The following is a 26,938-nucleotide window of genomic DNA, read 5'->3' on the forward strand; positions in this document are numbered from 1 at the left end:
TCCCACTACCCACCCGAGGGAAGATCGGTGCGCGGAGCGGACCCCAGATGTACACCGACCCGCTTCACCAGGAGCGTCATCTCGTACGCCACCTGTCCGACGTCGGAGTCGGCGTCCGCCAGGACGGCGAGGCAGCTGCCGTCGCCGGCGGCCGTGACGAACAGGAACGCCTCGTCGAGTTCGACGATGGTCTGGCGGACACCCCCGGCGTCGAAGTGCCGGCCGACGCCCTTGGCGAGGCTGTGGAATCCGGAGGCGACCGCGGCGAGGTGCTCGCTGTCCTCCCGGTTCAGCTCGTCGGAGACCCCCGTGGGCAGGCCGTCGCCGGAGAGCACGAGCGCCTTGCGGATGCTGGCGACGCGCTCCACCAGGTCGTCGAGGAGCCAGTTCAGCTCTCCCGACTCGTTGCCGGTCGCGGTGGGCCCTGCGGCCTTCGGTGCGGTCATCGACCGTCCCCCTTTGTCGTTCCTCGTGCTGAGCCGTCCCGGGCCTGGTCACCCGCCGCGTTCTCCTCGCGGCCGCGCTCCCATCCCCGCTGGAGCGAGGCGAAACGGCTGCGGACCTCGTCGGCGTCGCGCTCGGCGGAACCCGCACCGTCCGCGGTGCGGGACCGCTCGCGCTCGGCGCGCCGGTCGGGGCCCTCCTTCAACTGCGGGGCCAGACTCGCCTGCCGCACCCGGCGGGGCAGGGCGTCCGCGCCCGAGTCCGCCGCTGCGGCCTCGCCGTCCCGCTGCGCCGCCCCGTCCGGGGCGCCGGCCGACGGCCGGAGGCTGCGCCGCCGGGGCAGGGCCGGAGCCTCGGCCCGGTCACCCTTCGAACGTGCCGCCCCTCGTGCGGGTTCCCCGGAGCGGCCGGAAGGGCGCCTGGCCTTCTGGATGCCCGTCATGGTCTCGTCCGGCGGATCGGTCTTCTCGCCGGCTCCGGAACGGCGCGGTCCCGTGGCCGGGACCGGGCGGCCGTGGGAGCTGACGAGCTTGGGGGTGCGGCGCCGCGGCAGCGGGACCGGGGCGCCCGGGCGGTCGCCGTCGCCGGGGCCGGCCGGTTCACGACGGCGGTCGCGCGCCTGCTCCTGGCGGTCGCCCGGCACTTCGGCGAGGGAGCGCCGGGGACGGAACAGGCCGCCGCGTTCGCTGTCCTCGTCGCCGAGCGCGCCGGGGAAGTCGTCGAGCGCGTCCAGGCCGACCGGTGCCTCCAGTTCGACCGGCCCGTCCAGGATCGACGCCGGAATGCCGGGGAGCTTCACGGGCGCGTGGGACAGCGCTGAGGCGCGGTCCTCCCCGGTGCCGTTCTCCTTCCCGGGCAGCGCCCGGTCCAGGCGGAAGCCGATCCCGTTGGTGTCCGGGACGTCGTCGGTCAGCAGCGCGTCGGGGATGAAGACGACGGCTGTGGTGCCGCCGTACGGGGACGGCTGCAGGGAGACGCGGACGTTCTGCCGCTGGGCGAGCCGGCTGACCACGAACAGGCCGAGCCGGTCGGTGTCGGAGAGTTCGAACTCGGGCGTCTCGGCGAGCCGCAGATTGGCGTCCAGGAGCGCCTCGGCCGCCATGCCGAGGCCCCGGTCGTGAATCTCCAGGGTGAAGCCGTTGGCGACGCGTTCGCCGAGGACCTGTACGGCGGTGTGCGGCGGCGAGAACACCGTGGCGTTCTCCAGGAGTTCGGCCACCAGATGGGTGAGGTCGGCGACCGCGGGCCCGGTGACGGCGACGCGGGGCAGTCTGCGCACCTCGATGCGCTCGTAGTCCTCGACCTCGGCGACGGCGGCGCGCACCACGTCCATGAGCTGGACGGGCTTGCGCCACTGCCGGGAGGGCGCGGCGCCGGAGAGGATGACCAGGCCCTCGGCGTGGCGGCGCATGCGCGTGGTGAGGTGGTCGAGGCGGAAGAGATCGGCGAGTTCTCCGGTGTCCTCGGTCCTGCGCTCCATGGTGTCGAGCAGGGTGAGCTGTTTGTGCAGCAGCACCTGGCTGCGGCGGGCGAGGTTCACGAAGACCTCGGAGACACCGGCGCGCAGTTCGGCCTGCTTGACAGCGGCCTCGACCGCGGCACGCTGGAGGGTGTTGAGGGCCTGCCCGACCTCGCCGATCTCGTTCTTGTCGTACTCCAGGCGCGGCACCTCGGTCTCGACGTCGACCTGTTCGCCCGCCGAGAGACGGCGCATCACACTGGGCAGCCGCACCCCTGACGCCTCGTGGGCCTCCAGGCGCAGTCGGCGCAGATCGCGGATGAGGCCGCGGCCGATGCGCACCGACATGATCACCGAGATCAGCAGGGCGACGAGGCCCAGGACGCCGGCAACGGCCGCCTTGACGATGACGTCGAGAGCGAGGGGGCGGACGCGGTCCTGGTAGCGGTCGCCCGCTTCGGTGCTCATCCTGTCGAGCCGGTCGAGGACGTGGCCGGCGGCCTCGTCCCAGGTCGCGGCGGTCACGCCGTGCGGGGTGCCGGGGGTCTGGTGGACGACGGTCTGCTCGGCCACGCGCAGGGGCGCGGTGTCGGCGTTCGTCCAGTAGTGCTGGAAGCGTTCGCTCTCCGAGCCGGGCAGCAGCGACAGGCTGACGTCGTAGAGCACGGCGCGCTGGGCGACGAGGTCGGAGATGTCGCGGATGTCGTCGCGGGTGATCCGGCCGGCGACGAGCGCGGAGCCCAGGAGGGCGTCCTCACGGGAGAGCAGTTCGCGGGCGCGGGAGACCCCGACGAGCGCGCGGCCCTGCTTGTCCATCTCCACGTCGTCGAGGACCTGCAGGTTGGCCAGGAGCGTGAAGCAGGGGTCGATCAGCCGGTTGTAGAGGTCGAGTGCCTGGGAGCGGTTGACGGTGCCGTCCTCGACGCTGTGGCGCAGCGACCGGATGCCGTCGAGGGCGTCCAGGATCGAGGTGAGGTGCTCGGCGGTGTCCTGCCCCATGTCCTCGTGCAGGTCCTCGTCCCTGCTGTTGCGGCGGAGTCCGGCCACGATCTTGTCGGTGGCGGCGCGGCTGCGCCGGAGCGCGGTGAGTGAGGCGGCGGCACGCGGGTCCGCGAGATAGACGAGGGTCTGGCGGCGCTCCGCCTGCAGGACGCGGACGGTGTCCTCGGTGGGGTAGCCGACCCTTTCGACCACGTACGAGACGTTGAACAGCGCCTGCGCCTCACGGCCGGTGAGCACCGTGGCGAAGGCCCAGATGGCGGTCAGGGACAGCAGCGGCACGAGAAGCAGCGCCACGATCTTCCGGCGGATCGACTTCCCGCGAAAGCGCATGGCCTCCCCCAGCTCGCCCCCTCTGGCCCAGGGGGTACACATGTGCGTCAACAAACGGCGTGAGCCTACTACCGACACACGGCTATCTCGAAGGGCCGACGGGGCGCACCGCCTCATGAGCAGCGAACAGGACATGGGCAGTTGTCCCGTCATTGCGGGAGATTGCCTCCCGGACGGGCGTTCTGCGCAGCAGGTCGTGCGTCCGGGAACATGAGCCGGTTGGCCGGAAGTTTTCGGCCGCCGGGAATCTTCGCGGATCGCCGATCGTCTTCCTCTACGGGTATTGAGGCGTAATCAGCCACATGCGTCGCAAGCGGCAACCGGACGGCGTGAATCAGCGCAAGCCGGGCAGCCAATGGGGAGCCGGGGTCGGGCGGCACCGGGACGAGCGGTCGCGAGCGGTGGGGAGTGACGGATTGATGGGCACGGCGCAGCGGCGCGGGACGCCGGGGACGGACGGGGAGCGGCAGGAGGCGCCGAACCACCGGCCGTTGTGGGTCGAGGAGCCCGCACGCCGGCGGCGGCTGCCGGATCCGGTGCGGACGGCGGCGGTGCGGGCGGTGCTCATCATCGCGGTCACGCTGATCCAGGCGGTGATCGCCTTCCTGTGCACGATGGCCGGCTCGTGGCTGGCCTTCCCGATGGTGCTGAGCAGCGTCGCCAGCACGGTGGTGGCGACGTGGGGCGCGCTCGACGTCTGGGTGACGCGCCAGGTGTGGAAGCAGCGGCATGGTGTGGTGTCCGCCCCGAACAGCACGGCCCGGTCGCTGCGCCGCGAGCGCCGCGCGGCCCGCCGCCGGGCGCGGGCGGCCCAGCGGGCGCAGCAGCGCATACGCAGGCGGGGCGGGACGGGCCAGCTGTCTCACCCGTGAGCACGGGGCCGGGCCGGTCACCGGGCCGTGGGGGGAACTCGACGCATGCGGCCCGGGCGGCCGGCGAGGCGGGCCGGCCGGAGTAGGGCCGATCGGCCCCTGCCGGGAACCGGACACCTCCGTACCATGATGTTCCGTATAGCGCACGAGTTGTCGCTATGCGGAACAGAAGCCGGGCAGGACGGGCAGACCGTCCGTCGAGGGTTTCCCGCAGATGCGGCCCGTGCAGGGACAACAGGTGGTGGAAGTCGATTCATGGCCCGCACACAGAAGCAGCCGGAGGGCCCCGAGGACCACCGGTTGAGGGGGGCCGCCCCGGGCGCCGCCGGCTCGGTCCAGTCGGTGGACCGCGCCGTGAGCGTGCTGGAGATCCTCGCCCGGCGCGGCGAGGCGGGCGTCACCGAGGTCGCCGACGAGCTGGACGTGCACAAGTCCACCGCCTTCCGGCTGCTCGGCGTCCTGGAGCAGCGCGGGCTGGTGGGCCAGGCCGAGGACCGAGGGAAGTACCACCTGGGCGCCGGTGTGCTGCGCCTGGCCGGGGCCGCGGCAGTGCGCCTGGACATCTCGCAGGAGGGCGTCCCCGTCTGCCGCGAACTGGCGGACGACCTGGGCGAGACGGCCGCCATCGCGGTCCTCGACGACGACGCGGCGGTCAACATCATGCAGGCGCGCGGCACCGCGTCCGTGACCGCGCAGAACTGGCTGGGCCGGCGCACTCCGCTGCACGCCACCTCCAGTGGCAAGGTGCTGCTCGCCCACCTGCCGCCCACACTGCGCGAGGGTCAGCTGGCCCGCCCCCTTCCGCGATTCACCGAGCGCACGATCACCCGCGCGGTCGCCCTGCGTGCCGAGCTGGAGGCGGTGGTCGAGCAGGGCTGCGCCATCACGGTCGGGGAGCTGGAACCGGGCCTGGCGGCCGTGGCCGCCCCGGTCCGCGCCCACGACGGCAGGGTGATCGCCGCGATCAGCGTGTCGGGACCGGCGTACCGTCTGACCGCCGACCGCTTGCCGGAGTCCGCCGAGCGGACGGTGGCCGCCGCAGCCGAGCTCTCACGCCGGATGGGCTACGGGTGCTGAGGCGCGGCGTCACGGCTGCGCGGGCCGTTTGAACATCCGTGTCGCCGTGATCTCGCTGTGCACCGCTTCCCCGGCCTGGGGCTGCTGCGGCAGTCCCGGCCGCAGGTGCTCCTCCACCCGGATGTACTTCAGCCCGGCCCGCAGGTCGGCGTCGTTGCGGAGCCGGATGACCAGGGGGAACTCGGCGAGCGCCGTGGTGTCGAACAGACCCGTCGTGTACAGGAGCTGGACGCCGAGCGCGTCCGAGACGGCCCGTTGGAGCTCCAGCAGGTACGTCGCGTTGGCGCGCCCGATGGGGTTGTCCAGGAACAGCGTGCCCGCGTGGCGGTGCCTGTCGCGGCCGCGGTCGTTGGAACGCAGCGCGGCCATCGTGCAGTACAACGCGATGGCGGCGGTCAGCAGCTGCCCGCCCGAGAACACGTCGCCCATCTGCCCGACCGGCACCCGCTCGGCGCGCAGCACGGCGTCCGGCTTGAGGATCTCGACGGCGACGCCCTTGGGCCGCAGCGCCGCTCCGACGCCCCGCAGAAGCAGCGACATACCGTCGCGGCGCAGATCGGAGTTCTTCTTGACGGCCGCGCGGGTCGCGTCGTCGATGACCTCGCCGAGCCGTTCGGTGAGCGTGGCCGGGTCGGGCTCCTCGAAGCGGATGCGCAGGAACTCCTGCCCGGACCATTCGCCCAGCCCTTCGGGGAGCCGGGACAGCCGCTGCGCCGACCGCAGCGTGGCCAGGGACGACTCGACCAGCCCGCGCAGCCGGTCCACGATCGAGTCCCGGTTGCGTTCCAGCTGGGCCAGCTCGTCGGTGAGAACTCTCAGGCGGGGTGCGAAGGCGTCCGCCCACCGCTGTGCGTGCTCCGGCAGCGCGGACGCGGGCAGTTCACGGATCTGCTGGCGGGCGGGGGTGCGGACCTGCTCGTACCGGGTGGAGTTGGCGTGCCGGACGAGCACGTCGCTCGCCTCGCGCACGGCCGCCTCGGCGGCGGACAGATCCGCGGCGCAGCCGCGCAGCGACCGGCGGGTCTCGGCGGCGGCCCGGCGCGCCTCCTCAAGGGTGCCGGGATAGGGGTCCGGCTCGTCCCGCTCCTCGTCGGGGGCGTGCTCGCGCAACAGGTCACGAAGCATCGCAGCGACCTCCTCGAAGCCGCCCGCCGCGTCCTCGGCGGCCCGGTGGGCGGCGAGAAGCTCGGCGTGGGCCTCGCGGGTCCGGCTCAGCGCCTCGGTGCGGGCGGCCAGTTCGCCGGTCGCCGTGCGCAGCAGCGCCTGGGCGTGCTCGGCGTCCCGCGGGACCAGTTCCCCGGGCAGCTCGGTGTGGGCCTCACCGTTCTCGGGGGCGTGCCGTTCGGCCTCGCCGCGCAGCCGGCCGAGTTGCTCGCTCGCCGTGGACATGCGGGTCTCCAGGAGCTGCACCAGTTCCTCGGCGCGGGAGGCGGCGGCCTGCCGGGACGGCCCGTCGGAGCCGTCCGGGGACTGAAGGAGCTGCTCGGCGCGCGAGCGCACCTTGTTGCTGAGCCGGTCCAGTTCGGCGAGGGCGGCGGACTCGTCGCTCTCGGCCCGCGCCTGCTCGGCCCGCAGGTCGGCCCCGACGCCGACCTTCTCGTACACCTGGGAGGCGGCGCGGTAGGCCTCCCGGAGGGCGGGCAGGGACGCCGTCGGCGCGTCCGCGTCGTCCTCCGGTACGTCATCGGGGGCGCCCGCGATCTCGGCGCGCTCGGCGCGTAGCGCACGCGCCGTGCGGCGGGCGTCGTCGGCGGCACGCTGGGCGGCACGCCGGTCCTCGTCGGCGGCACGGGCACGCTCCAGACAGGACTGGGCACGGGCCTCCGACTCGACCGCGTCGTCGGCGAGTTCGCGCAGTTTGACCTGCCAGCCCGCGCGTTCACGCAGCCGGAAGGCGAGTCCGGCGAGCGCGTCGGCGGCACGCCGGGCCCGCTGGGCGGCCTCCTGCCGCTCGTCGCGCACGTGTGCCGCCTCGGCGGCGGCCTCGTCGGCCTCGGCGCGGACGGTGCGCGCCTCGGCCAGTTCGGCCTCGGCCTCCTCGGCGAAGGCGCGCGCGTCCCCGGCGGTACGGGCCAGTTCGGCGAGCCGGCCTGCCGGGCAGCCGGCACGCCACGAGGCGAGGCGGGCCGCGAGCTCGCGGTCCTTTCCTAGCCGGGCCGCGAGCACCCGGATCTCCTCGTCGCGTTCCGTGGCCCGCGCGCGCAGCGCCTGCCGCTCCTCGTCGGCGGCGTGCTCGTCGTGCATGGCCGGGTTCGGCGGCACGAGGAACACATCGCCGGCGCCGCCGTCCTCGTCGAGGGGCGGGGTGGGGGCGAGCAGCGCCGCGGCCGTGCCGACGGCGACGGCGGAGCGCGGCAGCAGGGCCGCGTCGCTCAGCGCCTCACGGGCCCGGGCGTGCGAGTGCGGGTCGGTGATGATCACACCGTCGACCAGTTCGGGGCGGGCGGCCAGCACGCGCGCGTGGTCGGCCGGATCGACGGCCTGGGCGAGGTACCGCCAGCCCGGGAGGGCCGGGATGCCGTGCTCGCCCAGGAACTCGACGGTCGCCAGGACGTCCGGCCCGGGCGGCAGCAGCCCCCCGTCACCGAGCGCGCCGAGGATGCGGGCGTCGTCGGCCGCCGCGGTCCGCAGCTCGAAGAGCTGGCGCTCGGCCGAGGAGACGGAGTGGTCGAGCAGCTCACGCAGTTCGTCCGCGAAGCCGTCCAGGTCCTCGGGGCCGAAGGGAGCCTCTCCCTGGGCCTGCGCGCCGGCCGGGCCGGTGTCCTCCTCACGGCGTGGTCCGGGGACCCGGCCGCGTGCACCGGTGCCGGACACGCCGAGCAGTTCCGCCAGTCGCTCCTCCGCCGCCAGCGCCCGAGCGGTGCGGCGCTCCGCCTCGTGGGCCCGCTCGGCGGCCGTGGCCGCGTCCGCCGCGCGGGCCGCGGTCAGTTCCGCGCGGGTTTCGGCGGACGCCGCCTCGCGCGCGTGCTCGGACGCCCGGCGGGATGCCTCGCGTGCGGTGTCCCAGGCCGCGACGGCCGTCTTCTCGGCGTCGCTGGCGGCGAGCGCGGCGCGCGCCGGGTCGGCGTCCGGTGTGCTGTCGTCCAGCCAGCCCGCGCGCACCGCCTCGGCGGTCTCCTGCTCGACCTCGGTGAGCCGCTGGCGCAGATGCCCGGCCTCGCTGCGGGCGCGCTGCGCCTCGGTGGCCGCGGTGGTCGAGTCCCGGTGGGCGGACTCGCCGGCCTCCTGGAGCGCGGCGGAGCGCTCCTCCTGCTCGTTGGCCAGCGACTCGGCGCTCTCGGCGGCGGCGTGCAGGGCCCGTACGAGATCGACGGCGGCCCTGGCGCGAGCGGCCAGCGCGGGTGCGGCGTCCCGCTCGGCCTCGCGGATCGCGGCGGCCACCCGCGCCGAGCGGTCGGCGGCGGCGCGATGGCGGAGCACGGCCTCGGCGGCCTGCCACGCGGAGTACAGCTGGCGCGCGTCGGCCAGTTCGCGCTTCTGCGCCGCGGCGGCCTTCTCCGCGCCGGCGAGGGCCAGCGAGGCGTGCCGGTAGGCCAGTTCGGCCGCGATCAGCGCGCTGCGCTCACGGGCGCCCTCGGCCTCGGTGACCGCGTGGGCGGCGGCGGTCACCCGCTGGGCCAGGTCGGCGGCGCGCAGCCGCTCCCGTACGGCGCGGGCGGAGAGCCGGCGTGCCAGTGTGCGGGTGCGCCGCTCGGCGCCCGCGTGGATGTCGCGCGCCCGCGCACGTGTCCCGGCGGCGTCGACGATGCGTCCCAGCAGGTCCACCGACCCGGCGGTGAAGTCGCGTTCGGCGATCAGCTCGGCGCGCCGTCCCAGCTTGTTGCCGAACCCGCCGACCAGGTCGGCCAGTCCGTCGGTGTCCCGGGTGTCGGTCACCGCCCGCAGCAGCAGGTCCGTGAAGTCGGAGTCCTTCTTGACCGCGAACAGGCCCGCGGCCTCGCCCTCGTCGGCGTTCATCTCGCGCTGGTAGCGGAAGAGTTCGGGGTCCAGGCCGAGATCGGTCAGATGCTCGTTCCAGCGGTCGTGGATCTCCTCCCAGTGCACCTCCAGATGCGGATACGTCTTGCCCGCCTCCGTCAGGGCGTCCCGGAAGCCCTTCATCGTGCGGCGGCGCCCCTGCGCCCCGGACGCGCCCTCCACGGGCGGCCGTACGGCGGTGGACTCGGCGACGGGCAGGTTGTCGAGGCTGAGCCCGGGGCCCGGCCGGAAGGAGTACCACGCCTCGGCGAACTTCCGCGGGTCGTTGGAGACCTGGCGCCCGCGCCACTCGCTCACCTTGCCGACCACGACGCACTCGCCGGTCAGCGTGTGCTGCCACTCCAGCGCCACATGACCGCAGTCGTCGGCGAGCAGGAACTTGCGCAGGACACCCGAGCTTGCGCCGCCGAGCGTGTTGCGGTGACCGGGCAGCATCACCGAGAAGATCAGCTTGAGCAGGACGGACTTGCCGCCGCCGTTCTCCAGGAAGAGCACGCCCGCGGGGGCGGGCCGGCGCGGCGGGCCGGCGGGCTCCTCCGTGAAGAACTCCGCCTGGACGGGCGCGGGGTCGGGCACCGGATCGCCCACACCCCGCAGGTCCAGCACGGTGTCGGCATAGCGCGCACCGGCCGGTCCGATGGAGTAGAGGCGGACCCGGGACAGCTCGTACATGGCGGGGGACTCTCGTCGTCGGTCGTGCTCGGTCTTCGAAGGACGCGGAGCGTCAGGAGTGGAACGGCAGTCCGGCGTCCACCGCCGGCTCCAGGTCGTCGGTGGCCTCGGGGGGCAGCAGGGTGGCCGTGCCGTCGGTCACCGGGACGACGCCCAGGTCGAGGAGCTCGGACAGGGCGGCGCTGGCCGCCATGTCGCGCACCTGGAGCTGGTAGCGGGCCGTCGTGCGGTAGGTGCCGCCGTTCTCGTCGCCCGTGCGCTGCAGGAACCCGGAGTCCGTGAGGAAGGCGACGGCCTTGCCGACGATGCCGGTGGTCGAACCGGCCAGTCTGCGCGCGTCCTTGGTGGCGCCGGTGGCGCTGCGTCTGGCCCAGATGCGCCAGGCCGCCTCGAGGCCCGGCGCGTCGGTCGCCGGGTCGGTGTTCTCGCCCTGCTCCTCGGCCCGCTCCTCCAGGCGCCGGCAGGCCTGGCGCACGAAGGCGTCGACGCCGTGGACGGTGACCCGGCCGATGTAGCCGTCGTCGGCCAGGTCCTCGGGGCGCGGGAAGGCCAGGGCGGCGACCGCGAGATGCGCGAGCCCGTGCAGGAAGCGGTCGCCGGAGTCGGCCGAGGTACGGCGCGCGTACTCGCTCATGCGGACGGCGAAGACGGAGTCCTCCGCGGCGGTCACGGCCATGCCCGCGCGCGGGGACACCTCCAGGACCACAAGACCGAGCCCGGTGGCGACGGCGTCGGCGAGCCGCGCGAACGGCGGGTCCTCGCGGTAGCGGCGCAGCAGCTCGGCGTACTCCTGGTCGCGCGCGGGCTGCAGCCGTGGCTGCAGCCCGAAGGCGACGAGCCGTGCCGCGTCGGCTGCGTCGGCGGGGGTGACGGCGGTGCTCACCGGCGGGGCGGCGGCCTCCGGCTCGCTCCACTCGACGGGCTCGGTCACGGTCGGGGCTCCTTGCTGCGCTGGTACTCGTCCCTGCTCATGCCGCCTCTGTCCGGTCCGCGGCCATGCCCGCCGCATCCAGCAGGGCGGTGCCGACGACGAGGTCGGCGCCGCCGAACTCGGGGTCGTCGAGCTCTGTGCCGTCGTCCACCGCGAACAGCAGCTTCTCCTCGCCCTGCCGGTAGGCCGTGCCGACCGGCGGGCTGGCCGCGTGCACGGCCAGCAGGGCGACCAGGTAGGGCAGGTCGGGGTCCTGGCGGCGTGCGTCCGCGAGCAGCCCGGACAGCCGGCGCGGGGCGTCCGCCGGCAGGTCGAGCAGCTCCAGGGCCGCGGCCAGCTGCTCCTCGGTGAAGCGGCTGTCGTCCGGCGTGGCGACCAGATCCGGCTCGGGCATCTCGGCCCCGAGGTGCTCGCGCTCCACCGGAGGGGTCAGCAGCAGGTCGACGAGGTCCCCGATCCGCACCGACGCCGGCGTGCGCAGCCCCGTCCCGTGGGCGAAGAAGGCGTCGGTGACGCGGATCGCCCCTTCCAGCGGGAGCGGCAGCAGGGGTGCGAGGAGGTGTCCGTACAGGTCCGTCCCCGACGTGGTCATCGGCGTGGCGAACGCCTGCCGGTCCTGCTCGGCGCGGAAGAGCGGCCCCGCCTCCAGGAGGCGGGACTGCAGTTGTGTGTGCCGGCGGATGCAGTCCTTGACGATGTCGACGAGTTCGGCGGCGCGCCGCTTCTGCTCGGGGTCCTCCGACTCGTCGCGGGCCTTGCGGATGTTGGTGAGGATCGCGTTCTCGTGGCGGTAGCGGTCGGCGACATGGTCGAGGGCCTCGGTGATCATGTCCGGCACCGCGTTCAGCCAGTCCACCGCGCGGACGTTGCGCCGGGTGGCCTCCAGTGCCCTGCGCAGCGTCTCCGAGTACTGCACGGTGCGGTAGCGCGCCTGCTCCGCGGCGAGCTGGGCGTCGGCGAGGCGGCCGCGGCTGATCAGCACCTCCAGCTTGACCTCGGCGGCGATCTGGGCGCTGGTGACGTCCGTGTCGAGGGCTCCGACGAGGACGTTGACCGCTTCGTCCGTGGTGCGCAGGTAGACGCCTCCGCCGTATCCCGGGACTTCTTCGATCAGCTTGAAGTCGTAGTCACGGCGGACATAGGTGCCGTCCGGCGCGAAGGTGCCGTACACGGCGCGGAAGCCGCGGTCGACGCTGCCGACGTTGATCAGGTTCTCCAGGACCCAGCGGGCCACGCGCTCGTGCTCGGCGACGGGGCGCTGCGGGGCCTGGGCGGCGATGCGGGGGATGAGCCGGGCGACTATCTGGTCGTGGTCGGCGCCCGTGTCGAAGTCCATGTTCAGCGTGACCAGGTCGATGGCGGCGAGGGCGACCTCCGCCATCCCGTACACCGAGTACTCGCCGGCGAGGTTGGCCTTGCGCGCGTCCAGGTCGTGCAGCGGCGCGGTGCAGGCGAGCGCGCGCAGCCGCCGCGCCAGCCCCTCGTCGGCGGCCGGGCCCGAAGCCGGGCGCGGCCCCGCGCTGAGCTGGGGCGGAACACGGTCCGTCGAAGCAGGCGAAGTCACGGTGCACAGATTAGGTCCTCGGTCTGACAACGGCCCAAACGACGCAGACGCGCCCGCCGTCCGGACCCCGCACCGCTCAGCCGGCGCCCTGTGCCGCGTCGGCCACGCGGCGCCCGTAGACCGCGACGAGGCCGGCCCGCGAGTCGTCGAGGTAGACCGCGAGCAGTTCCTCGGCCCGGTCGCGCTCGCCCGCCCGCAGGGTCTCGAGGATCTGCCGGTTGCGCGCGAGGTACGGCTGGTGCAGCCGCCTCGGGTCGTCCACGACGTGGAAGGCGAGGCGGAGTTCGGCGAAGACGCTGCGCATCAGTTCGTCCGTGCGTTCGCTGCCCGCGAGCGCCACCAGTTCCCGGTGGAAGTGGATGTTGGCCGTGCCCAGTTCTTTCCAGTCACCTTCGCGCGTCGCGCGCTCCCCCTCCGCGACGGCCCCGGCCAGGCCGTCGAGGGCGTACGGCGGCTCGCCGAGGCCCCGTACCACGGCGCACTCGACGAGGGCGCGGGTGCGGTAGATGTCCTCGACGTCCTCGACGGTCAGGACCCGCACGAAGACGCCCCGGTTCAGCTCGTGGACGAGCAGCCGCTCATGCGTGAGCAGCCGGAACGCCTCGCGGAGCGTGTTGCGGGAGACGCCGAGGGCGCCGCCGATGCTGTCCTCCGACAGCCGGGTGCCGGGCGGGAAGTACCCCTCGGCGATACGGCTCCTGAGGATGTCCGAGACCCGCTCGGCGGTGCTGGTGCGGCCCAGCAGGGCGCGGTCGCCGGCCAGTCCCGTCAGCTGCTCCGTCATGCCCGGAATTCAATCGCAGATACAGGAACGAAACAACATGGGTATTGAAGGATCGTTCAACGATCCTCTACCTTGCTGCGCACGGCACCGCTCCGCTCCCACCGCGGCGCCGCAACGTCCGCACGGCACGGCTCGATCCCCGGCACCCTCCGTCCCTCATCTGCGAGGTGCACATGAGCACGACCCGTCCATCACAGACCCGCAACTCCGGCACCCGGCCGGGAACGGACGAACGCGCCGCCGACGGCGGCGCGTTGGGCTGGCTGCGGGCCCTGGGCCCGCGCGGCCGCCGCGCCTTCGCGGGCGCCTTCGGCGGCTATGCCCTGGACTCGTACGACTACTTCACCCTGCCGCTGAGCATGGTCGCGCTCGCGGCGTACTTCGGACTGAACAGCGGGCAGACCGGGCTCTTCACCACGGTCACCCTGGTCGTCTCGGCGGTGGGCGGCGCCGTCGCCGGCGTGGTCGCCGACCGCATCGGGCGGGTCAGGGCCCTGATGATCACCGTGATCACGTACGCCGTCTTCACGGTCGCCTGCGGCTTCGCGCCCACCTACGGGACCCTGCTGGTCTTCCGCGCCCTCCAGGGCCTCGGCTTCGGCGGCGAATGGGCGGTCGGCGCGATCCTGGTCGCCGAGTACGCGAGCGCCAGGCACCGGGGCCGTACGCTCGGCGCGATCCAGAGTTCCTGGGCCGTGGGCTGGGCCCTGGCCGTCGTCGTCTACACCCTGGTCTTCTCCTTCGTGGGCGACGACATGGCCTGGCGCGTGATGTTCTGGACCGGCGCGCTGCCCGCGCTGCTGGTGATCTGGATGCGCCGCCGGGTGCACGACGCCCCGGAGGCGGCGGCCCGGCGCGAACGGAGCGCCCGGAAGGGCTCCTTCACGGCCATCTTCAAGCCGGGCACGGCCGAGGCGCCGGGCCTGCTGCGCACCACGGTCTTCGCCGGACTGCTCTCCACCGGTGTCCAGGGCGGCTACTACACGCTCGCCACCTGGGTGCCCACCTATCTGAAGACGGAACGCGGCCTCTCCGTCGTCAACACCGGTTCCTATCTGACGTTCCTGATCTCCGGAGCCTTCATCGGCTACCTGACCGGCGGCCACCTCACCGACCGCCTGGGCCGCAAGCGCAACATCTGGCTCTTCGCCCTGCTGTCGGCGATCTGCATCCTGGCCTACGCGAACATCCCCAGCGGCGCCAACACCCTTGTGCTGGTCCTCGGTTTCCCCCTCGGGTTCTGCATGTCGGCGATCTTCAGCGGCTTCGGGTCCTACCTGAGCGAGCTGTACCCGGCCGAGGTGCGGGGCACGGGACAGGGATTCACCTACAACACGGGCCGCGCCGTGGGCGCCGTCTTCCCGACCCTGGTGGGCTTCCTGGCCGACAGCTGGGGGGTGGGCGGTGCGCTGGTCTTCGGCGCGATCGGGTACGGCCTGGCGGCGGTGGCCCTGCTGGGGCTGCCCGAGACGCGCGGTGAGGAGTTGCGGTGAACCGCATGGACGACCGCCCCCTGACCCTCGTCGACGAGCACGCGCGCACATGGACCCCGGCCCAGGCCCGGGCCCGCTTCCGGGAGGGGCTCGCCGGCCCCACGGCCGGGATCGCGGCGGGCCACACCCAGGCAAACCTCATCTCGGTCCCCGAGTCCTGGGCGTACGACATGCTGCTGTTCTGCGCACGCAACCCGAAGCCGTGCCCGCTCCTCGACGTCACGGACGCCGGCTCGTGGACGACGGTCCTCGCCGACGGCGCCGACCTGCGCACCGACCTGCCGCGCTACCGGGTGTGGCGGGACGGCGACGTGGTGGACGAGCCGACGGACGTGCTCGCCCACTGGCGCGAGGACCTGGTGTCCTTCCTCATCGGCTGCAGCTTCACCTTCGAGTGGGCCCTCACCGGGGCGGGCGTGCCCCTGCGCCACGTCGAGCAGGGCCGCAACGTCCCGATGTACGTGACCAGCCGCCAGTGCCGTCCGGCGGGACGGCTGCACGGCCCGATGGTGGTGTCCATGCGCCCGGTTCCGCCCGAGCACCTGGGAGCGGCGATCCGGGAGAGCAGTCTCCTGCCGGCGGTGCACGGCAGCCCCGTACACTGCGGCGATCCCTCGGGCCTCGGCGTCGACGACCTCGGCCGGCCCGACTTCGGCGACCCGGTGGACGCCGCGCCGGACGACGTCCCGGTGTTCTGGGCCTGCGGAGTGACCCCGCAGGCCGCGGTGATGGCCTCGCGCCCGCCGTTCGCCATCACCCACGCGCCGGGACAGATGTTCATCACCGACGCCCGCGACGACAAGTACCGCGTCGTGTGACGCCGGACGACCGGGAGAAACCATGATCGATCTGAACGCCGACCTCGGCGAGGGCTTCGGCCGCTGGCAGCTCACCGACGACGAGCGGCTGCTGTCCGTGGTCACGAGCGCCAACGTGGCCTGCGGCTTCCACGCCGGGGACGCGGCCACCATGCGACGGGTCTGCGAGCTGGCGGCCGAGCGCGGCGTACGGATCGGCGCCCAGGTCTCCTACAACGACCTGGCCGGCTTCGGGCGGCGCGCGATGGAGGTGCCGCCCGAGGAGCTGGCCGCCGAGGTCGCGTACCAGATCGGTGCGCTGGAGGTCTTCGCCCGCGCGGCCGGCTCCCGGGTGTCGTACGTGAAGCCGCACGGCGCGCTCTACAACCGGGTGGTCCACGACGAGCGGCAGGCCGAGGCGGTCGTCGACGGCGTGCTCCTCACCGGTGCCTCGCTGCCCGTGCTCGGACTGCCCGGATCACGGTTCCTGGAGGTGGCCGAGAAGGCCGGGCTCCCGGTCGTCACGGAGGCGTTCGCGGACCGCGCCTACACCGACGAGGGCAGGCTCGTGCCACGCGGCCGGGACGGCGCGGTGGTCACCGACCCCGAAACGGTCGTGGAGCGCTCGGTCGCTCTCGCCCGCTTCGGAGTCGTCCCCGCGGACTCCGGGCGGGACATCCCCGTCCGGGCCCGCTCCCTGTGCCTGCACGGCGACACGCCCGGCGCGGTCGACCTGGCCCGCCGGGTGCGCGGCGCCCTGGAGTCCTCCGGAATCCGCGTGGGGGCCTTCGCATGAGGGTGCTGCCCGTCGGCGAGGAGGCCCTGCTCCTCGAACTCCCCTCCGGCGACCAGGTCCAGGCACTGCACGCCGAGCTGCTGCGCCGCCGGGCGGCGGGCGAGCTGGCGGTGCGCGAGATCGTCCCCGCGGCCCGTACGGTCCTCCTCGACGGTCTCACCGAACCCGCCCGGCTCGGGGCCCACCTCGCCGGCTGGCAGATCCCGCCGCTCCCCCGGCGCGCCCAGGAGGCGATCGAGATCCCCGTACGGTACGACGGTCCCGACCTGCCGGACGTGGCCGCCCTGTGGGGCGTGCCGCCGGACGAGGTGGCGCGGATCCACGCGGCGGCCGGGTTCCGGGTCGCGTTCTGCGGTTTCGCGCCGGGCTTCGGCTATCTCACCGGCCTGCCGGAGCGCTACGCCGTGCCCCGCCGGGCCACCCCGCGCACCGCCGTCCCCGCCGGCTCGGTGGCGCTCGCCGGACCGTACACCGGCGTGTATCCGCGCTCGTCGCCGGGCGGCTGGCAGCTCATCGGCACGACCGACACGGTCCTGTGGGACGACGCGCGGACCCCGGCCGCGTTGCTCGCCCCGGGCGCCCTCGTCCGCTTCGTCCCGGTGGGGCCGGGATGACGGACCGCGCGCTCGCCGTCGTACGGGCGGGGGCGCTGACCACCGTGCAGGACCTGGGGCGGCCCGGCCACGCCCACCTCGGGGTACCGCGCTCCGGCGCCCTCGACGCGCCCGCCGCGGCGCTCGTCAACCGGCTGGTCGGCAATCCGCCGGAGGCGGCCGTGCTGGAGACCACGCTGAACGGCTGCACCCTGCGGCCGCGTTCCGCGGTCACCGTCGCGGTCGGCGGCGCCCCCTGCCCGGTCACCGTGGACGGGCGGCCCGCACCCTGGGGAGCACCGGTGCCCGTCCCGGGCGGGGCGGTCCTCGACCTCGGGCCCGCACGCCGCGGAGTCCGCAGTTACCTCGGTGTCTCGGGCGGGGTGGCCGTGGAGCCGGTGCTCGGCAGCCGTTCCACGGATCTGCTCTCCGGGCTCGGCCCGCCGCCGCTGACGGACGGTGCCGTGGTGCCGTTGGGGGTGCCTGCCGGCCCCCACGCGCGGGTGGACGCCGTTCCGCAGCCGGGGCCGCCGGGCGAGCTGGTGCTGCGGGTGACGCTGGGGCCCCGCGACGACTGGTTCACGGCGGACGCGGTCCGCACGCTCGTCACGCGCGCGTACCGCGTGTCCTCCGCGAGCAACCGCATCGGCCTGCGCACGGAGGGCCCCGCCCTGGAGCGGGCCCGGCCGGGCGAACTGCCCAGCGAGGGCATGGTGCTGGGGGCGGTCCAGGTGCCGCCCGACGGCAGACCGGTCGTGTTCCTGGCCGACCATCCGACCACCGGCGGGTACCCGGTGATCGCGGTCGTCCGGGCCACCGACCTCGCGGCCGCCGCCCAGGCGCCCCCGGGCACCCCTGTCCGCTTCACGGCCGTGGGCCGCCGGTAGCCGGCCGGCTCAGGCCGCGTCGGGCCGCTCCGCCACCGACAGCGCGGCCAGCGCGGACGCCACCGCGTGGGAGGCACTCAGGTCCAGCCGGGCGCTGGTCCCCCTGGCCCGGTGGCGCACCTCGGCCGCGGCCAGGGTGAGCAGCTGCGGCAGCAGATCGGTGCACCGCCGCGCCACCCAGCCGGTGCCGGCGGTGGCCAGCCACCACAGGCCGGCCGAGCGGCTGGGCGGCGGGAGCGCGGGCTCGGCGGAGGGCGCGGTGCCGGTCGCGAGGCCCGCCTCGGCGAGCAGGGTGTGGAACCGGAGCGCGAGCTGCCGGTGCCCGCTCTCCCCCGGATGCAGCCGGTCCGCGCTCCACATGGCGCGGTCGGCGATCCAGGCGCCTTCCGCGGCGTGCAGATGCAGGGCCCCGTGGCGCTCGGACAGCGCGTGCACGACCGTGTTCACGGCCCGCTGACGGCGGGCGAGCGGACGCGCCAGCGCCCCCGGCAGGCGGAGCATCGACCCCGGGTCGGGCAGACAGGCCGTCAGGAGCACGGCGCCCTGGGCCCGGAAGGCCGCGTACACCGTGTCGAGGCGGGCGGCGACGGCGTGGATGTCGAAGGTGCAGCGCAGGGTGTCGTTGACACCGATGACGACGGAGACGAGGTCCGGGCGCAGGGCGAGCGCGGCCGGGGTCTGCCGCTCCAGGACGTCCCGGGTCTGGGCGCCGCTGACGCCGAGGTTGGTGAACTGCGCGGGGACGTCCGCGGGGGCGAGCCTCTCGGCGAGGAGCGCGGCCCACCCCCGCCAGGTGTCCCCGACGGGGTCGCCCACGCCTTCGGTCAGCGAGTCGCCGAGCGCGACGAACCGCAGGGGTCTCATCGGAGGCCCTCCCGGGCTGCGTCACCCACACGTGCGCCCCCAGCCGCCGGCGGCACGGCACCCGGAGGCGTGATGCCCGGCGGCACGACGTCTGAAAGCGTGACGCCCGACGGCACGACACTCGGCGCCGCGCCCCTCGGCAGCCCGGCAGCCGACGGCGTGGCACCCGGCGGCGCGTCGTGTGCCGCGAGGAACGCGTCCACCGCGGTCCGCCACCCGAAGCACTCGGCACGCGCGCGTGCCGTCTCCCGGCGCTCGCGCGCGGGCCGCTGCAGAAGCAGCTCGACCGCGTCCGCGAAGGCGTCGCCGTCGTCCGCCGCCATCGCCCCGGCCGAGCCGATCACCTCGGGCAGCGCGGAGGAGGCGCTGGCCACCACGGGCGTGCCGCAGGCCATCGCCTCCAGGGCGGCCAGCCCGAACGTCTCGGCGGGCCCGGGGGCCAGGCACACGTCGGCCGACGCCTGCAGCGCGCCGAGCAGGTCCCGGTCGCCGACGTGACCGAGGAAGGTGACGGGCAGGCCCCGCTCCCGCGCCCGCTGTTCGAGCCGGGGCCGCAGCGGCCCGTCCCCGGCGACGACCAGCACGGCACGCCGCCCGTGCCGCAGCAGCGCCTCCAGGGTGTCCAGGGCCGTGCCGGGCCGCTTCTCCACGGAGAGGCGGGAACACATGACCAGCAGCGTCCCGGCCCCGCGCGTGTACCCGTCGCGCAGTCCCGGATCCCGCAGCCCGGGGTGCCGCTGCTCCAGGTCGACGCCCAGCGGGGCCCGTACGACGTTGCGCGCCCCGATCCGCACGAACTCCCGCTCGGCGAACTCGGTGGTGCACACGACGCGCGCGTAGGTGTGTGCCGTCCGGGTGTTGAGGGCGTCGGCGGCGCGCCGGGAGAGGTTCTCGGACAGGCCCCAGGTGCGCAGCACACCGTCGGCGGTCTCGTGGGAGACCATGACGGCGGGGACGCGGGCGCGCCGCGCCCACTTCCCGGTCCAGCGCAGCGTCGTCCGGTCGGAGACCTCCAGGCGGTCGGGGCCCAGCTCTTCCAGGAGGGCGGCGACACGCCGCCTGTCCACGAGGACGCGGTAGCCGCCGGTGCCCGGCAGCAGGGGGCCGGGCAGGGTGATGACGCGGCCCTGTTCGGTCTCCCGGTCGGTGTGGCGCTCGCCGGGCACGACGAGCACCGGCTCGTGGCCGGCCTCCTTGAAGCCCTTGCCCAGCTCGCGCAGCGCCGTGCGCAGTCCGCCGGAGGCGGGCGCGACGAAGTTGGCGAGCCGCACGATCCGCAGCCGGCCGGCGGTGCGCCCGGTGGCGAAACCCGCGGCGTCGGGGCCGTACGCCGGCATCACACCGCCACCGCCGTCCTGCGCGCCGCGAGCACATCCGTGTAGTGGTCGATGAGCTGGTCCCCGACGGCCGCCCAGGTGCGGCCCTCGACGGTGGCGCGCCCGGTCGCCCCGTAGGCCGCGCGCAGCGCCGGGTCGGCGGCCAGGGCGCGCACCGCGTCCCGCACCGCGGCCGGGTCGCCCGGCGGCACGAGCAGCCCGGTGCGCCCGTGGTCCACCAGGTCGAGGGGGCCGCCCGCCGCGGGCGCGACGACCGGCACGCCGCAGGCCATGGCCTCCTGCACGGTCTGGCAGAACGTCTCGAAGGGGCCGGTGTGCACGAAGACGTCCAGCGAGGCGAAGATCCGGGCGAGGTCGTCGCCGGTGCGGCGGCCGAGGAACGCGGCCCCGGGCAGGGCGCCCCGCAGGCTGGTCTCGCTCGGCCCGTCGCCCACGACGACGACGCGCACGCCGTCCAGGCCGCAGACGCCGGCGAGGAGTTCGACGTGCTTCTCGGGGGCGAGCCGGCCGACGTAGCCGACGATCAGCTCACCGTTCGGGGCGAGCTCGCGGCGCAGCGGCTCGTCCCGCAGGGCGGGGCGGAAGCGGACGGTGTCGACGCCGCGCGGCCACAGCCGCACCCGCGGCACGCCGTGTGCCTCCAGGTCGTGCAGGGCCGCGCTGGAGGGCGCGAGGGTGCGGTCGGCGGCCGCGTGCACGGAGCGGATGCGCCGCCAGGCCGCCGCCTCGCCCGCGCCCACGTAGGTACGGGCGTATCCGGCCAGATCGGTCTGGTAGACGGCGACGGCCGGTATGCCGAGCCGGGCGGCGGCCGCCATGCCGCGGACACCGAGGATGAAGGGGCTGGCCAGGTGCACGATGTCGGCGCGGTGTTCGCCGATGGCCGTGGCGACGCGCCGGCTGGGGAGGGCGACGCGCACCTGGGGGTAGCCGGGGAGCGGAAGGGAGGGGACGCGGACGACGGGGCACGGCGCGAGGGCGTCGGGCCCGGCCGGCAGGGCCGCCGCCTGGTCGGGCGCAGCCGGGAACCCGGGGGAGGCGGGGGCGAGGACGAGGGGGGCGTGACCGCGATCGACGAGGTGCCGGGCGGTCTGGAGCGCGCAGTGGGCCACGCCGTTCACATCGGGGGGAAAGGATTCGGTCACGATGACGACACGCATACCCGTGTTCTCGCCGTACCGGACGTGGGCGCGTCAACGTCGATCTTTCCGGCCGGGGAACGTCCCATGAGCGTTGAGCTGCGGGGCCGCGCAGGCAGGCCCGCGTCCACACGCTCCTGACCCCCGGGTCACCCCGCGTTCACACGGCCGGCATGTCGGGCCCGATCCGGCTGCGTACGGCCGTCTGGACCTCGGCCTCCTCGGCCGGGTCCGCGGCGAGCCGGCGCAGTCGCTCGACGACGCGGGTGTCCCCGGTCTCGGCGTGCCGTGCGGCGATCTCACGGGTGGATTCCTCGCAGTCCCAGAGGCATTCGACGGCGAATCCGGAGGGGAAGGAGGGGTCGGTCGCGGCCAGGGCGCGGGCGGCGCGGCCACGGAGATGGGATGAGGCGGTCTCGCGGTAGACATGGCGCAGAACCGGTGCGGCGCAGGCGATGCCGAGCCGTCCGGTGCCGTCCACGAGGGTCCACAGGGTCGGCGCGTCGGGGCCCTCGCCCCGTACCGCCTCCCGCAGCGCGGCGAGCACCAGGTCGCTGTCCTGGGCGCCGCCCCGGCAGGCGAGCACGCGCCCGGCGGCGGCCCCCAGGGCGTCGGGCCGGCGGGCCCAGCCGCGCGCCCGGTCGACGGCTGCGACGCTGCGCATGCGTTCGAAGGCGTCCACGGCCGCGTCGACGACGGGTGCGGACCCGGTGGACACCGCGCCCTCGATGAGGTCGAGGGCGTCGGGGTCGTTGCCGTCGGCCAGGAAGCGCAGGGCGGTGCAGCGCGCTCCGTCACTGCCGAGGCGGGCGGCCTCGACGATCTGCGGCCGGTCCTCGGGGCCGGCGACGGCGGTGAGGCAGCGGGCGGCGGGCACGTGGAGCGCGGCGCCGCGCTCGATGCCCTGCTGAGCCCAGTCGAAAACGGCCTGCACGCTCCACCCGGGCCGGGGTCCGTGCGGCCGCAGCTGCCGCTGCCACCGGTCGAAGCAGCCGGTCTCCTGGGCGGCGCGCACGCGGGTGGCGACGGATGCGCGGGGGTCGTCGGCCCACAGCCGCCAGGGCCGTGGTTCGAAGGCGTCCCGAACGGCGGCGGCGAGCTCGGCCTCCCCTTCGGCGTCGGCGGAAAAGCGGGCCAGGACGGGCACGGCGAGGGCGCGCAGCCCCGCGTCGTCGTCGCGCAGCGCCAGCTCGTCCAGGGCCCAGGCCCAGTTGGAGCCGACGGCCGCGTACCTGCGCAGCAGTTCGAGCGCGTCGCGCCTGCCGTACGAGGCGAGGTGCCCGAGGACCGCGAGGGCGAGCCCGGTGCGGCACTCGTCGGTGTCGAGGACGTCCTCGGCGCCGAAGAGGTGCGCCTCGATCTTGTCCAGCTCGCCGTGGAGATCGAGATAGAGCCGGGCGTAGTACAGGGAGCGGTTCTCCACCTGCCAGTCGTGGCGGGGATCGCGCAGCACACAGTGGTTGAGGGCCGCGAGCGCCTCGGCGCGCGGTGCGGTGAGTGCGTGCAGCGTGCCGTCGCCGCGCCCCCTCTGGAGGAGGCCGAGCAGCGTTCCGCTGGGCGCTATGACGGGTTCGAACATGGGAAACAGCCTCACATCAAGCGTCGACGCGACCGGGGGACACGGATTACCTGGCCGCGTGACAACACGTCGGGGCGCCCGCCGTCTCTTGCTTGCTGTAGACCATCTTCCTCTGCCTCTCGTCGGTGGCCCCGCGGGCCGCATCACGGTCCGCGGGGTGCGGCAACACCTGCCCAGCCATCGCGTCCGTGAACCACGACGTCATGATGACCCGGCGTCTTACGCTGCCGCGACCTTATTTCGGGCGGCCCCGCACCGCCTCCCCCGTTGTCGGTGTTTTCGCCGGTCAGAACATTCGCATCAGTGTGCGCCGAACAGTTCGAGCAGATCCGTCTTGCCGAACATGCGTGCGGTGTCCACGGCCGAGGGCGTGCCCGCGGCCGGATCGGCGCCGCCGTCCAGGAGGACCCGGATGACCTCCAGCTCCCCCTTGAAGACCGCGCCGGCGAGCGGCGTCTGGCCCTGGTCGTTGGCCCGGTCGGCGGCCGCGCCGCGCTCCAGGAGGGCGCGGACGGCGTCGGCGTGGCCGTGGTAGGCGGCGAGCATCACGAGGGAGTCCCCGCGGTCGTTGGTGAGGTTGGCCGGCACGCCGGCGTCGACGTAGGCGATGAGCGTCCCGGTCTCGCCCCGGCGCGCCAGATCGAAGATCTTGGTGGCCAGCTCCACGACCTCGGGGTCGGGGGCTTCACTCATCGGCCGGACCGCCTCTCACTGCGACTGCTGGGGACTGCGGGAGCGTACGACGGCGCGCGGAGCGGTCGTACGCGTGTTCGCACGGCGGCGAGCGGTGACGCCGTACGGGTGAATCGCCAGCGTACTGGCTTCCACGGGCACATCGGCCGCACCGCGCGCGGCAAGGATCACAGGTGCGCCGCACGAGCGCAACGGACCCGCGCGGGAACACAGGACGGCTCCGCCACCCGGGGGAAATCGAGGGAATTTCACTCAGTTGCACCTTTTATCGTATGGATACATTCTGTGAGCCTGGAAGAACTCATGGTGACCGTCCCCACGAACCAGGAGAGAGAAAATGCCAGTTCTGAACATGTCGGGCGTTCTTGTTCTCGGCGTCGTCGTCGTTCTGCTGTCCCGCAAGCACGGGCTCAAGGGTTCGCACGCGACGGTCTGCGCCCTCTTCGGCTTCTACCTGTCCAGCACCGCCGTCGCCCCCGGTATCAAGGCCGGTGGCGCGAGCCTCGCGGGCCTCCTGGGCGGGCTCAACTTCTGACCCGTCCGCTCCGCCGCAGCACCAGGAGACACACCTTGACCCCCCGCCCCCTCCCCCGCATCCTGAGCACCGGCAGCGCCCAGATCGCCCGCAGCCGGCAGCTGGCCCGGACGGCAGCCCACGGCGCCACCGATGTCCTCCAGCCGGTGCTCACGGTCACGCGCGGACTGCGCCTGCTGGCGGAAGCCGGGCGGCGCACCTGGGCCGACACGCCGAAGGACAGGCGGGGACCCCTCCTCTTCCTGGTCGCCTCGGTGCTCCTGGTCGTGGCCCTGGTGCCCTACGGGCCGCTGCTCGCCGGCATCGCCCTCATGGCGGCCGCGGCCTGGAAGGGCCGCGGCCGGCGACAGCCGGCGCCCAGCCCGGACGAATCGCAGACCAAGCGCCTGCGCTCGCTGTACGAGGCCCTCGTGCCGTACTTCTCGACCGCCGAGGACCCGGCTCCGCTGTACGCCCACGGCGGGGACTGGACCCGCGCCTTCCCGTCGTACGACTTCGACGAGAGCGGCCGTGTCTGCCGCCTCCTCATCCGCTACCCGGCGTACTTCACGGACGGCGAGGCCGAGGCGCGGGCCCGGATCGAGCACCTCCTGCACGCCAAGTCCGGCCGTGGCCGGGAGTACCACTTCGGCTGGGACGAGGAGGGCAACCAGCTGACGCTCACCGTGCTGCCGCCGCTGCCCACCGACATCGCCGCACAGCGCTTCGTGACCTCACCGGGCGAGACGGTGCTCGGCTTCACCGATCCGACCGTCGTGCGGCGCACGCTCCCCCTCACGCACGGCGAGGAGCAGCGCGATGTGCCTCCCGTGGTGTGGCGCACGGGCCCGCGCTCCACCGAGCCGCACCTGCTGATCGTCGGCGGACCCGGCAGCGGTACGACGACGCTGGTGCGCTCCATCGCGCTCCAGGCGCTGCAGCACGGCGATGTCCTGGTCGTCGAGGGCGGCGACGCCGGCGAGTACGCGTTCCTCACGGGCCGGGACGGCGTGCTGGCCGTGGAGTGCGGGGCCACGGGGGCCGTCGCGAGCCTGGAGTGGGCGACCCGCGAGACCGAGCGGCGGCTGATCGCGGCCCATCGCACGCGGCAGGCGGGGCAGCCCCCTCCGGACGACGTCAGGCGCCCGCTGTGGATCCTGCTGGACCGGCCGGGCGCGCTCGGGCACCTGGCGGCGGCCGACGGCCGCGAGGATCTCCAGGCGCTGCTGCAGGTGCCCCTGCGGCACGGGCGCGCCGCGAACGTCACCGTCGTGGTCGCCGAGCAGTTCGACGGGCTGGACGGCCTGTCCCCCGCGGTCCGGCAGTACACCCGCGCGCGTGTGGTGCTCGGCCCGGCGTCCCCGGACGAGCTGGAGGCCGTGCTCGGGGCCCCGCCGCACACCACGCCCGCCCAGGACATCCCGCCCGGCCGAGGCTACGCCCGCCTGGGCTCGGGCCCGGTCCACCGCCTGCAGGTGCCGGCCACCCCGGACCCGTACGACGACGCGACCAGCGACCACCACCGGCAGGCGGTGCTGGATCTGCTGCCGCGGCGCAGCGCGCCCGTCGAGGCGGTGGCGGCGGCGCCGGCCGGGGACGGCTGAATCAGGCGACGAAGGTGCGCGGCGCCTCGGCCGGCCCGGACGCGCCCGTCTCCACCAGGCGCACCGCGGCCGCCAGGCGCGCGGCCGCCTCCTCCGCCACCGCGCCGCCCACCGTGAACGGCAGCCGCACATATCCCTCGAAGGCACCGTCCACGCCGAAGCGCGGCCCCGACGGCACACGGACACCGACCCGCTCCCCCGCCTCCGCCAGACGGGAGCCCGACAGCCCGCCGGTGCGCACCCACAGCGTCAGGCCGCCCTGCGGCACCGCGAACTCCCACGTCGGCAGCGCGGCGCGCACGGCCGCGACCAGCGCGTCCCTGTTCTCCCGGGCCTGCGTGCGCCGCAGGTCCACCGCCTGTTCCCAGCCTCCCGTGTTCAGCAGCCAGTTCACGGCGAGCTGTTCCACCACCGGGGTGCCCAGGTCGGCGTAGGCGCGGGCCGCGACCAGGCTGCGGATCACATCGGGGGCGGCGCGCACCCAGCCGATGCGCATGCCCGCCCAGAACGCCTTGCTCGCCGAACCGACCGTGATGACCGTGGAGCCCGCCGGATCGAAGCCGCACACCGGACGCGGCATCTCCAGTCCCTCCTCCAGGTACAGCTCGCTCATCGTCTCGTCGACGACCAGGACGGTCCCGGCGGAGCGGGCCGCGTCCACCAGGCGACGGCGCTGGTCCTCGTCGGCCAGCGCGCCCGTCGGGTTGTGGAAGTCCGCGACCACGTAGGCGAGCCGCGGCGCCGCCTCGCGCAGCACCTGGCGCCACCGGTCCAGGTCCCAGCCGCCGAGCCCGTCGGACATGGCCACCGGTACCAGCCGGGCGCCCGCCTCCCGCATCAGCTGGAGGATGTTGGCGTACGACGGCGACTCGACCGCGATGCGTTCGCCGCGCCCGCCGAAGAGGTGGCAGATCGCGTCGATCGCGCCCATGGCACCCGTGGTCACCATGATCTGCTCGGGCATCGTCGGGATGCCCCGCGCCGTGTAGCGGTCGGCGAGCATGGAGCGCAGCGCGGGCAGACCCGCCGGGTAGTCGCCGTGCGTGTGCGCGTACGGCGGCAGTTCCTCCAGGGCGCCCTGCACGGAGCGGGTGAGCCAGGGCTCGGGTGCGGGCAGTGCCGCGCAGCCCAGGTCGATCATCGAACCGAGCGCCTCCGGCGGGAGGGGTTCGAGCCCGCGCGCCGGGAGCGGGTTCCCGGCCGGCACCGCGGTCCAGCTGCCCGCGCCCCGGCGGGACTCCAGGAATCCCTCGGTGCGCAGGGCCTCGTAGGCGGCCGCGACGGTCGTGCGGCTCACGGACAGGGCGACCGCCAGCTCCCGCTCGGCCGGCAGCCGGGCGGCGACCGGCACACGGCCCTCCAGGACGAGCAGCCGGATGCCGTCGGCGAGCGCGCGATAGGCGGGCGGGCGGCGGGAGCCCGGGCCGGCGGGGCGGTCCTGCTGGGAGTTGAGCAGCCGGGCGAGCTGCGCCGCCCCCACCGCGGAGGTCCACTGCGCCATGATTCCCAGTCCACCTTCCCTGAATTGG

Annotated in this window: 21 protein-coding genes; 9 read left to right on the top strand and 12 right to left on the bottom strand. The window is 74.6% G+C overall.

All coding sequences use genetic code 11. The features are described 5' to 3' along the window. Positions 1-5 precede the first annotated feature (5 nt). Together ACZ79I_RS05760 and ACZ79I_RS05765 are read right to left on the bottom strand one after the other, a co-directional pair. Positions 6-446 carry a roadblock/LC7 domain-containing protein gene (locus ACZ79I_RS05760; RefSeq protein ID WP_471494700.1) on the bottom strand — a complete coding sequence of 147 codons (441 nt, stop codon included), beginning with the start codon at positions 444-446 and terminating at the stop codon, positions 6-8. Further along, positions 443-3,235: a sensor histidine kinase gene (locus ACZ79I_RS05765; protein WP_471494702.1), complete on the bottom strand. Its 2,793-nt coding sequence runs from the start codon at positions 3,233-3,235 to the stop codon at positions 443-445. Before ACZ79I_RS05765 ends, ACZ79I_RS05760 begins: the two co-directional genes overlap by 4 nt. Positions 3,236-3,654: 419 nt before the next feature. Here ACZ79I_RS05765 and ACZ79I_RS05770 point away from each other — a divergent pair, with 419 nt between their 5' ends. Together ACZ79I_RS05770 and ACZ79I_RS05775 are read left to right on the top strand one after the other, a co-directional pair. Next, positions 3,655-4,107: a hypothetical protein gene (locus ACZ79I_RS05770; RefSeq protein ID WP_471494704.1), complete on the top strand. Its 453-nt coding sequence runs from the start codon at positions 3,655-3,657 to the stop codon at positions 4,105-4,107. A 255-nt stretch (positions 4,108-4,362) separates the two neighbouring features. Beyond that, complete coding sequence (locus ACZ79I_RS05775; RefSeq protein WP_471494706.1) at positions 4,363-5,184, top strand: IclR family transcriptional regulator; 822 nt, start codon at positions 4,363-4,365, stop codon at positions 5,182-5,184. Between the two features lie 9 nt (positions 5,185-5,193). Here the strand turns inward: ACZ79I_RS05775 and ACZ79I_RS05780 are convergent, their stop codons facing one another. From ACZ79I_RS05780 to ACZ79I_RS05795, 4 genes are all read right to left on the bottom strand, one after another. Further along, positions 5,194-9,834, bottom strand: coding sequence for a hypothetical protein (locus ACZ79I_RS05780; RefSeq protein ID WP_471494708.1), 4,641 nt, complete (start codon positions 9,832-9,834; stop codon positions 5,194-5,196). A gap of 52 nt (positions 9,835-9,886) precedes the next feature. Continuing rightward, positions 9,887-10,765, bottom strand: a complete 879-nt coding sequence (locus ACZ79I_RS05785) for a hypothetical protein (protein ID WP_471494710.1) — start codon at positions 10,763-10,765, stop codon at positions 9,887-9,889. Positions 10,766-10,802: 37 nt separating this feature from the next. Next, entirely contained in the window at positions 10,803-12,329 is a 1,527-nt protein-coding gene (locus ACZ79I_RS05790; protein WP_471494712.1) for a hypothetical protein, read from the bottom strand. Between the two features lie 76 nt (positions 12,330-12,405). Then, complete coding sequence (locus ACZ79I_RS05795; protein WP_471494714.1) at positions 12,406-13,113, bottom strand: GntR family transcriptional regulator; 708 nt, start codon at positions 13,111-13,113, stop codon at positions 12,406-12,408. Between the two features lie 173 nt (positions 13,114-13,286). Between ACZ79I_RS05795 and ACZ79I_RS05800 the strand changes: the two genes are divergently transcribed. The 5 genes from ACZ79I_RS05800 to ACZ79I_RS05820 are packed head-to-tail and all read left to right on the top strand — an operon-like array spanning position 13,287 to position 17,679. Next, positions 13,287-14,606 carry an MFS transporter gene (locus ACZ79I_RS05800; protein ID WP_471494716.1) on the top strand — a complete coding sequence of 440 codons (1,320 nt, stop codon included), beginning with the start codon at positions 13,287-13,289 and terminating at the stop codon, positions 14,604-14,606. Further along, positions 14,603-15,424: a putative hydro-lyase gene (locus tag ACZ79I_RS05805; RefSeq protein WP_471494718.1), complete on the top strand. Its 822-nt coding sequence runs from the start codon at positions 14,603-14,605 to the stop codon at positions 15,422-15,424. Before ACZ79I_RS05800 ends, ACZ79I_RS05805 begins: the two co-directional genes overlap by 4 nt. Positions 15,425-15,446: 22 nt before the next feature. Then, a complete protein-coding gene (locus tag ACZ79I_RS05810) occupies positions 15,447-16,199 on the top strand; it encodes a LamB/YcsF family protein (RefSeq protein WP_471494720.1) in 753 nt (250 codons plus the stop codon). After that, positions 16,196-16,813, top strand: coding sequence for a 5-oxoprolinase subunit B family protein (locus tag ACZ79I_RS05815; RefSeq protein ID WP_471494722.1), 618 nt, complete (start codon positions 16,196-16,198; stop codon positions 16,811-16,813). Before ACZ79I_RS05810 ends, ACZ79I_RS05815 begins: the two co-directional genes overlap by 4 nt. Then, entirely contained in the window at positions 16,810-17,679 is an 870-nt protein-coding gene (locus tag ACZ79I_RS05820) for a 5-oxoprolinase subunit C family protein (protein ID WP_471494724.1), read from the top strand. The genes ACZ79I_RS05815 and ACZ79I_RS05820 overlap by 4 nt, the downstream gene beginning before the upstream one ends. Before the next feature lie 9 nt (positions 17,680-17,688). Here the strand turns inward: ACZ79I_RS05820 and ACZ79I_RS05825 are convergent, their stop codons facing one another. The 5 genes from ACZ79I_RS05825 to ACZ79I_RS05845 all read right to left on the bottom strand — a co-directional run bounded on the left by ACZ79I_RS05825 (position 17,689) and on the right by ACZ79I_RS05845 (position 23,291). Continuing rightward, positions 17,689-18,543, bottom strand: a complete 855-nt coding sequence (locus tag ACZ79I_RS05825) for an SGNH/GDSL hydrolase family protein (RefSeq protein WP_471494726.1) — start codon at positions 18,541-18,543, stop codon at positions 17,689-17,691. Beyond that, positions 18,540-19,880: a glycosyltransferase gene (locus ACZ79I_RS05830; protein ID WP_471494728.1), complete on the bottom strand. Its 1,341-nt coding sequence runs from the start codon at positions 19,878-19,880 to the stop codon at positions 18,540-18,542. The genes ACZ79I_RS05825 and ACZ79I_RS05830 overlap by 4 nt, the downstream gene beginning before the upstream one ends. Then, a complete protein-coding gene (locus ACZ79I_RS05835) occupies positions 19,880-21,040 on the bottom strand; it encodes a glycosyltransferase family 4 protein (RefSeq protein ID WP_471494730.1) in 1,161 nt (386 codons plus the stop codon). The genes ACZ79I_RS05830 and ACZ79I_RS05835 overlap by 1 nt, the downstream gene beginning before the upstream one ends. Positions 21,041-21,179: 139 nt before the next feature. Then, positions 21,180-22,598, bottom strand: a complete 1,419-nt coding sequence (locus tag ACZ79I_RS05840; protein ID WP_471494732.1) for a HEAT repeat domain-containing protein — start codon at positions 22,596-22,598, stop codon at positions 21,180-21,182. A 300-nt stretch (positions 22,599-22,898) separates the two neighbouring features. Next, a complete protein-coding gene (locus ACZ79I_RS05845; protein ID WP_471494734.1) occupies positions 22,899-23,291 on the bottom strand; it encodes an ankyrin repeat domain-containing protein in 393 nt (130 codons plus the stop codon). 337 nt (positions 23,292-23,628) lie between these two features. On the opposite strand from ACZ79I_RS05845, the gene ACZ79I_RS05850 reads away from it, so the two are divergent. Together ACZ79I_RS05850 and ACZ79I_RS05855 are read left to right on the top strand one after the other, a co-directional pair. Further along, complete coding sequence (locus ACZ79I_RS05850) at positions 23,629-23,826, top strand: hypothetical protein (protein ID WP_381090217.1); 198 nt, start codon at positions 23,629-23,631, stop codon at positions 23,824-23,826. A gap of 35 nt (positions 23,827-23,861) precedes the next feature. After that, positions 23,862-25,409 carry an ATP-binding protein gene (locus ACZ79I_RS05855; protein ID WP_471494736.1) on the top strand — a complete coding sequence of 516 codons (1,548 nt, stop codon included), beginning with the start codon at positions 23,862-23,864 and terminating at the stop codon, positions 25,407-25,409. 1 nt (position 25,410) lies between these two features. Here ACZ79I_RS05855 and ACZ79I_RS05860 read toward each other — a convergent pair whose 3' ends face one another. Further along, a complete protein-coding gene (locus ACZ79I_RS05860) occupies positions 25,411-26,910 on the bottom strand; it encodes an SCO1417 family PLP biosynthesis transcription factor (RefSeq protein WP_471494738.1) in 1,500 nt (499 codons plus the stop codon). Positions 26,911-26,938: the final 28 nt, after the last annotated feature.

Source organism: Streptomyces sp. PSU-S4-23 (genome assembly GCF_055632315.1).